The 6,520-nt window shown below is 70.0% G+C and carries 7 protein-coding genes; 4 read left to right on the forward strand and 3 right to left on the reverse strand.

Translation table 11 applies throughout. From position 1 onward, the window contains the following. Positions 1–233, forward strand: a 233-nt coding sequence (locus HW578_RS21155; RefSeq protein WP_198372697.1) for a hypothetical protein, incomplete at its 5' end; no start/stop codon positions are given. Here the strand turns inward: HW578_RS21155 and HW578_RS21160 are convergent. From HW578_RS21160 to HW578_RS21170, 3 genes are read right to left on the reverse strand one after another with little or no spacing between them, the layout of a single operon-like run. Further along, positions 234–1,364: a CaiB/BaiF CoA transferase family protein gene (locus HW578_RS21160; RefSeq protein WP_198372698.1), complete on the reverse strand. Its 1,131-nt coding sequence runs from the start codon at positions 1,362–1,364 to the stop codon at positions 234–236. Continuing rightward, positions 1,361–2,203 carry an HAD family hydrolase gene (locus tag HW578_RS21165; protein ID WP_198372699.1) on the reverse strand — a complete coding sequence of 281 codons (843 nt, stop codon included), beginning with the start codon at positions 2,201–2,203 and terminating at the stop codon, positions 1,361–1,363. Before HW578_RS21165 ends, HW578_RS21160 begins: the two co-directional genes overlap by 4 nt. Positions 2,204–2,205: 2 nt before the next feature. Beyond that, positions 2,206–3,372, reverse strand: a complete 1,167-nt coding sequence (locus tag HW578_RS21170) for an acyl-CoA dehydrogenase family protein (protein ID WP_232479175.1) — start codon at positions 3,370–3,372, stop codon at positions 2,206–2,208. 173 nt (positions 3,373–3,545) lie between these two features. Between HW578_RS21170 and HW578_RS21175 the strand changes: the two genes are divergently transcribed. The 3 genes from HW578_RS21175 (at position 3,546) to HW578_RS21185 (ending at position 6,301) form a co-directional block, all read left to right on the forward strand. After that, positions 3,546–3,848, forward strand: coding sequence for a hypothetical protein (locus tag HW578_RS21175; RefSeq protein ID WP_198372700.1), 303 nt, complete (start codon positions 3,546–3,548; stop codon positions 3,846–3,848). An 81-nt stretch (positions 3,849–3,929) separates the two neighbouring features. Beyond that, positions 3,930–4,898, forward strand: coding sequence for a D-2-hydroxyacid dehydrogenase (locus tag HW578_RS21180; protein ID WP_198372701.1), 969 nt, complete (start codon positions 3,930–3,932; stop codon positions 4,896–4,898). A gap of 14 nt (positions 4,899–4,912) precedes the next feature. Beyond that, complete coding sequence (locus tag HW578_RS21185) at positions 4,913–6,301, forward strand: M20 family metallopeptidase (RefSeq protein ID WP_198372702.1); 1,389 nt, start codon at positions 4,913–4,915, stop codon at positions 6,299–6,301. The last annotated feature ends 219 nt before the right edge of the window (positions 6,302–6,520 follow it).

The following is a 6,520-nucleotide window of genomic DNA, read 5'->3' on the forward strand; positions in this document are numbered from 1 at the left end:
CGCTGGGTGCAGCGCGCGGCGCCACGGGCCTGGCCAATGGCGCGGAGCGGGCGCGGATCATCCCGCTGCCGGCGGGCGGCGGCGGGGCGGGGCAGGGGCGGGGGCTCGATGCCTACCGCGCCGCGCCGATCATGATGGTCGGGCGGCCGGCCATGGCGGCGCCCTCACCCCAGCCGGCGGTGAACATCCCGCCGCCGCGCGGGCCCTTCGCCTTCTTCCGGCGCTCGGGCTGATCAGGCGGCGAATTCGGCGCGCACGGCCTCGGTGTGCTGGCCGAGCGAAGGCACCGCGCCGAAGGGCCGCAGGCCATCGGACAGGCGCGCCGGCGGCAGGGCGACCGGCACAGGGCCGCGCTCGGTCTGCACCGGGGCGCGCTTCAATGCCGGGTGGTTCTGCAGCCCGCCGCAGTCGTTCACGAAGCCATAGGCGGTGTTGGCGCGGCGCAGCTTGGCGGCGCAGTCCTCGCGCGTCAGGGAGGCGAACATCTTCGCGATATGCGCATCCACCATCGGGCGATGCGCCACGCGGTCGTTGTTCACGGTGAAGCCGGGCGTCTTCGGCAGGTCCGGCTCATCGAGGAACAGAGCGCAGAAGGAGGCCCATTCGCGCTCGTTTTGGATGGCGATCAGCACCTCGTGCCCGTCCTTGGTGGTGAAGGCGCCATAGGGGCAGATGGAGGGATGCGCGAGGCCGATGCGCGGCGGGTTCTTCCCCATGCCCTCGTATTGCAGCAGCGGCACCGTCATCCAGTCGGCCATGCCGTCGAACAGGGAGACCGCGATGCCCTTGCCCTGGCCGGTGATGGCGCGCGACAGCAGCGCCTCGAGCACCGCGGCATAGGCATGCATGCCGCAGGCGATGTCGCAGGCCGAGACACCGACGCGCCCGGGTCCCTCGGCGCGGCCGGTGATGTAGGCGAGGCCGCTCTCCGCCTGCACCAGCAGGTCATAGGCCTTCATAGTGGCGTAGTCGCCTTCCTCGCCATAGCCCGAGATGTCCACGGTGATGAGGCGCGGATGCCTCGCGCGGAGTTCCGCGGAGCCGAAGCCCGCGCGCTTCATCGCACCGGGGGCGAGGTTCTGGATGAAAACGTCGGCCTTGGCGATAAGCCGTTCCAGCAGCGCCTTGTCCTCGGGCGCCTTGATGTCGAGGCAGACGCTTTCCTTGCCGCGGTTCAGCCAGACGAAATAGGAGGAGAGGCCATTCGCCACGCTGTCGTAGCCGCGCGCGAAGTCGCCCTCGGGCCGTTCGATCTTGATGACGCGCGCCCCGGCATCGGCGAGGCGCGAGGCGCAATAGGGCGCGGCCACGGCCTGGTCCATGGCGACGACGAGAAGGCCCTCGAGGGGACGCGAACCACTCATGCGATGTTCTCCGGCAGGGGCGCGGTGACCGCTTCGCGCGCGGCCAGCAGGTCGAGGATGGCGAGGATGCGGCGTTCCAACTCGCCGCCTTCGCGGTAGTCGGCCGGGACGGCGCAATGCACGCGGCCTTCGGCGATCAGCTTGCGCGTCCGGGCCGCGCGCGCGGGGTCCTCGGCCGGGAAGACCGCGACCGAATGCCCGCCCATCTCCTTCACGGTGCGGAAGCAGGGGATGTCGGTGTCGCCGTCGCCTACGAAGACCATGTTGCGGAAGGGCACGCGCCGCTGGTGCTCGGGCACGTAGGCGTTCACCGCCATGTCGTCCGCGAGGTCCATCGCATCCTTGTTGATGCGGAAAAGATACTGCGTCTTGGTGGTGTAGTTCACCGCGATGGCCGGCGCGATCGCCGCACCCGAGGCGTTGTAGAGGAAGCCCGAGGCAAACACCGCGCGGAAATGCCGGCGGATCGCCGTGCCCTCGATCAGTTCGCGCAGGCCCGAGGAGATGATGTAGTGCTCCACCGCCAGGCCGCGTGCGGCGCCGGCGGCGTTCACGCGGTCGAACCAGGTCTCCACGCCGGGAAACAGGGTGATGCCCGCGCCGTGTGCGGCCCAGTCCTCGCGCCGCACGGGCACGTCGGCATGGGCGGCCTCGACCAGCATGCGGTGCATGTAGGCGAGGATACGGTCGCCCTGCTGCTCGGTCGCGAGCGCGTTCGATCGTTCCCAGAAGGCGCGCGCATCGAGACCGAGCTTCGGCAGGAAGACATGTTCCTGCATGTTGCCCGGGGCCAGCGTGCCGTCGAAGTCGTAGGCGATGGCGACCGGCACGCCGGTCATGCTCAGTAGCTCCGCGGCATCCCCAGAACGTGCTCGCCGATGTAGGACAGCACCAGGTTCGTGCTGATGGGTGCGACCTGGTACAGCCGCGCTTCGCGGAACTTGCGCTCCACGTCGTATTCCTCGGCGAAGCCGAAGCCGCCATGCGTCTGCACGCAGGCTTCCGCGGCTGCCCAGGCGGCGTCGGCGCCGAGCATCTTGCCCATGTTGGCTTCCTCGCCGCAGGGCAGGTGCGCCTCGAACTTCTGCAAGCCCTTCTGGATCAGCGCCTCGGCGGCGCGCATCTGGGCATAGGCCTTGGCGATCGGGAACTGCACGCCCTGGTTCTGGCCGATCGGGCGGCCGAACAGCACGCGCTGCTTGGAGTATTCCACCGACTTGTTGATGAACCACTTGGCGTCGCCGATGGACTCGGAGGCGATCAGCAGGCGCTCGGCGTTCATGCCGTCCAGGATGTAGCGGAAGCCCTTGCCCTCGACGCCGACCAGGTTCTCGGCCGGCACTTCCATGTTGTCGAAGAAGACCTCGCACGAATTGTGGTTCATCATCGTGCGGATCGGGCGGATGGTCAGGCCGTTGCCCAGCGCCGCCTTCATGTCGACGATGAAGGTGGACAGGCCCTCGGTGCGCTTGGCCACCTGGTCGCGCGGCGTGGTGCGCGCGAGCAGCAGCATCAGGTCGGAATGCTCGGCGCGCGAGGTCCAGATCTTCTGGCCGTTGACGATGTACTTGTCGCCTTCGCGCTTCGCGAAGGTGCGCAGGCTGGTGGTGTCGGTGCCGCTGGTCGGTTCCGTCACGCCGAAGGCCTGCAGGCGCAGCTCGCCGGTGGCGATCTTGGGCAGGTACTTCGCCTTCTGCTCCGGGCTGCCGTGCTTGAGGATGGTGCCCATGATGTACATCTGGGCGTGGCAGGCGGCGGCGTTGCAGCCGGTCGCGTGGATCTCCTCGAGGATCGCGGCGGCGGCCGAGAGCGGCAGGCCCGAGCCGCCATATTCCTCGGGGATCAGCGCGGCAAGCCAGCCGGCCTCGGTCAGCGCGCCCACGAATTCGGTCGGATAGCCCCGCCGCGCGTCGAGCTCGCGCCAGTATTCGCCGGGAAAGCGCGAGCAGAGCTTGCGCACCTCCTCGCGGATCTCGGCATGGGCGTCGGTGGAGGTGTGCATGTCCATGGGTCGTCTCCCGTGATGCGGGGATTAGGGCGGTGCCGGCCGGCTGGCAAGGCGGCGGGAGGCAATTCGCTGCCGCGTGCGGCGGGCCGGGCGCCAGGGCGCGCTTGCGGAAAAGATGAAGGAATGACTAGTGTAATTCTATCATGGGTAGAATTTTGATCTGGCTGTTCGCCATGTCTGCCGCGCTGTCGTCCACGCCTGTCCTCGCGCAGACGCAGACCGTGGTCGTGCCGGGCGGGTCGGGCGTGGTGATCGGCCCGCGCAGCCAGGCGACGCCGCGATCGACCCTGGCGCCGCCCGCGCGCCCGCAGCAGCAGCGCTTCGTGGTCGCGACGCCGCAAGGCGACCCGCTGACCGGCCCGACAGCCGCCGCGGCGATCGGCCTGGCCGGGGCGGCGGCGCTGGCGGTCATCCTGGGGGGCGGATCGGGCAGCGGCGGCGGATCCGCCACGGCCGCCACCACCCGCACGCGCTGAGGCGTCGCGCCGGCCCCTTGCGCCGCTTCCCGCCCGGGGTCACGGTCGCGCCCGACCACGACCTCGGGGAGAGAGCCGCCGATGCTGCCGCCGCGCGACCAACTGACCATCTGCTTCGCCCATGTCGCCTATCGCTTCGGCGACCGCTTCGCGCTGCGCAACACCGGCATCCGCGCCATCGAGGTGCGTTCGCGCGAGGAGCTGGACGCGCAGGTGGGCCAGGCCGATGTGCTGGTGTGTTCGGGGATGTGGCGCAACGACCTGCCGGCCATCGCAAAGAAGCTGCGCTTCGTGCAGTCCGCCAGCGCCGGCACCGACCAGTATGACCGCGACGTGCTGCGCGCGGCCGGCATCCGGCTCGCGAGCGGCCAGGGCATCAACGCCAATGCGGTGAGCGAGCACGCCATCGCGCAGATCCTGGCCATCCTGCGCCGCATTCCCGAAGCACGCGACAACCAGGCGAAGCGCATCTGGCGCGGCATGATGGGCGATTTCAGCAAGCGCGAGGACGAGGCCGGCGGCAAGACCGTGCTGCTGGTGGGGCTGGGCCGCATCGGCGGGCGCATCGCGCGGCTGTGCAAGGCGCTGGGGATGAACGTGATCGGCGTGCGGCAGAACGTGGCGGGCGGCGCGGAGGGCGCGGACGAGGTGCATTCCTTCCGCGACTTCGTCTCGCTGGTGCCGCGCGCGGATTTCGTGGTGCTCGCCTGCCCGCTGACCGACGAGACGCGCGGTCTGGTCAGCGCCGCCGCGCTGGCGGCGATGAAGCCGACCGCGCACCTGGTGAATGTCGCGCGCGGGCGCGTGGTCGATGAGGCCGCGCTGGTCGCGACCCTTCAGGCCGGCCGCATCGCCGGCGCCGCGCTCGATGTGACGGCGGACGAACCGCTGCCGCAGGACAGCCCGCTCTGGGCCATGCCGAACGTGCTGATCACGCCGCACACGGGCGGCGAGACGCACAAATACGAGGACAACGTGCTGGACTTCATGATGGAGAACATCGGCCGGTTGCAGCGTGGCGAGGCCGCGCTGGTGAACCAGATCGTCTGAGGGGAATGCACGCCATGCCCAGCCGCGACGGCGCCCTGACGCGCGCAGCGACCTTCTTCGACAATGGCGGCTTCAGGTCGCTGCTCGCCGACCTGGTCGCCATCCCCTCTACCGCGCAGGAGGAGGGCCGCGAGGCCGATCTCGACCGCTACCTGAACGGCGCCATCCGGCCCTGGCTGGAACGGCTCGGCTTCGAGGTGCTGGTGCGGCCGAACCCGCTCGAGGGCTTCGGCCCGATCCTGACCGGCATCCGCATCGAGGACCCGTCGCGGCCGACCGTGCTGCTGTACGGCCATGGCGACACGGTGCGCGGGCTCGAGGACCAGTGGCGCCAGGGCCTCGACCCCTGGCGGCTCACCGAGGAGGACGGCCTCTGGTACGGCCGCGGCACCGCCGATAACAAGGGCCAGCACGCGCTCAACATCGCAGCACTCGAGGCGGTGCTGGCTGAGCGCGGCGGGAAGCTCGGCTTCAACGTCAAGGTCGTGCTCGAGATGGCGGAGGAGCGCGGATCGAAGGGCCTGCGCGACTTCGTCGCCGCCCATGCCAAGGACCTCGCCGCCGACGTGCTGATCGCCTCCGACGGCCCGCGCGTGGAGCCCGAGGTCCCCACCATCGCTACCGGCACGCGCGGCACCTTCCATTTCGACCTGCTGGTCAAGCTGCGCCCGGGTGGGGTGCATTCCGGCCATTGGGGCGGTCTCACGCGCGATCCGGCGATCATCCTCGCCCACGCGCTGACCTCCATGATGGACCGCAACGGCAAGGTCCTGGTGCGCGGCATTCTGCCGCCCTCGATGCCCAATTCCGTGCGCGCGGTGCTGGCCGGCTGCCCGGTCGGCGGCGGTGGCGATGCCGCCACCATCGACGCGGGCTGGGGCGAACCGGGCCTGACCAGTGCCGAGAAGATCTATGGCTGGAACAGCCTGATCGTGCTGTCGATGATCTCGGGCCGGCCAGAGAACCCGGTGAACGCGGTCGCGCCGGATGCCCGGGCGCATTGCCAGATCCGCTACACGGTGGATTCCGACCCCGCCACCTTCGCCAAGGCCATCCGCGAGCACCTGGACGCGCACGGCTTCCCGGAGGTGGAAATGCAGACATCCTTCATGCGCATGTCCGCCTCCCGCACCGATCCGGACCATCCCTGGGTGCGCTGGGCGCAGGCCAGCATGGCGAAGTCGCTGGGCAAGAAGGTGCAGATCATCCCGAACGCCTCGGGCGGGCTACCGGGGGATGTGTTCGTGGACCATCTCGGCGTGCCGCTGGTCTGGGTTCCCCATTCCTATAATGGCTGCAAGCAGCACGGGCCCGACGAGCACCTGCTGATCGCGCCGGCGCGCGAGGGCATCCTGGCTTTCGCCGGCATGTGGTGGGACTTGGGCGAGCCCGGCACGCCCTGAGCACGGGCGCGTTACTCTTCCTCACCCCGTCGGGGCGGGGGGGCAATGCCGCTGTTACACGCGCGGCGCATGTTTCCCCTCAGCGGCGAGTTGCCGCATGAATCGGAAGGACGCAGATGACGCGCAAGATGACGACGATGATGGCCTTGGCGGCGGCCCTGGCGGCCGGCGCGGCGGGCGTCGCGATGGCGCAGCCCGGCCCCGGCGGCGGCCCGGGCG

It is taken from the genome of Roseomonas rosulenta (genome assembly GCF_016106005.1).
Lineage (GTDB): Bacteria > Pseudomonadota > Alphaproteobacteria > Acetobacterales > Acetobacteraceae > Neoroseomonas > Neoroseomonas rosulenta.

What these genes read in the sequence shown, in the direction of transcription:
- HW578_RS21165 (WP_198372699.1), bottom strand. Translation starts at nt 2,203, where the DNA reads ATGACCGGCGTGCCGGTCGCCATCGCCTACGACTTCGACGGCACGCTG.
- HW578_RS21170 (WP_232479175.1), bottom strand. Translation starts at nt 3,372, where the DNA reads ATGGACATGCACACCTCCACCGACGCCCATGCCGAGATCCGCGAGGAG.
- HW578_RS21160 (WP_198372698.1), bottom strand. Translation starts at nt 1,364, where the DNA reads ATGAGTGGTTCGCGTCCCCTCGAGGGCCTTCTCGTCGTCGCCATGGAC.
- HW578_RS21185 (WP_198372702.1), top strand. Translation starts at nt 4,913, where the DNA reads ATGCCCAGCCGCGACGGCGCCCTGACGCGCGCAGCGACCTTCTTCGAC.
- HW578_RS21175 (WP_198372700.1), top strand. Translation starts at nt 3,546, where the DNA reads ATGTCTGCCGCGCTGTCGTCCACGCCTGTCCTCGCGCAGACGCAGACC.
- HW578_RS21180 (WP_198372701.1), top strand. Translation starts at nt 3,930, where the DNA reads ATGCTGCCGCCGCGCGACCAACTGACCATCTGCTTCGCCCATGTCGCC.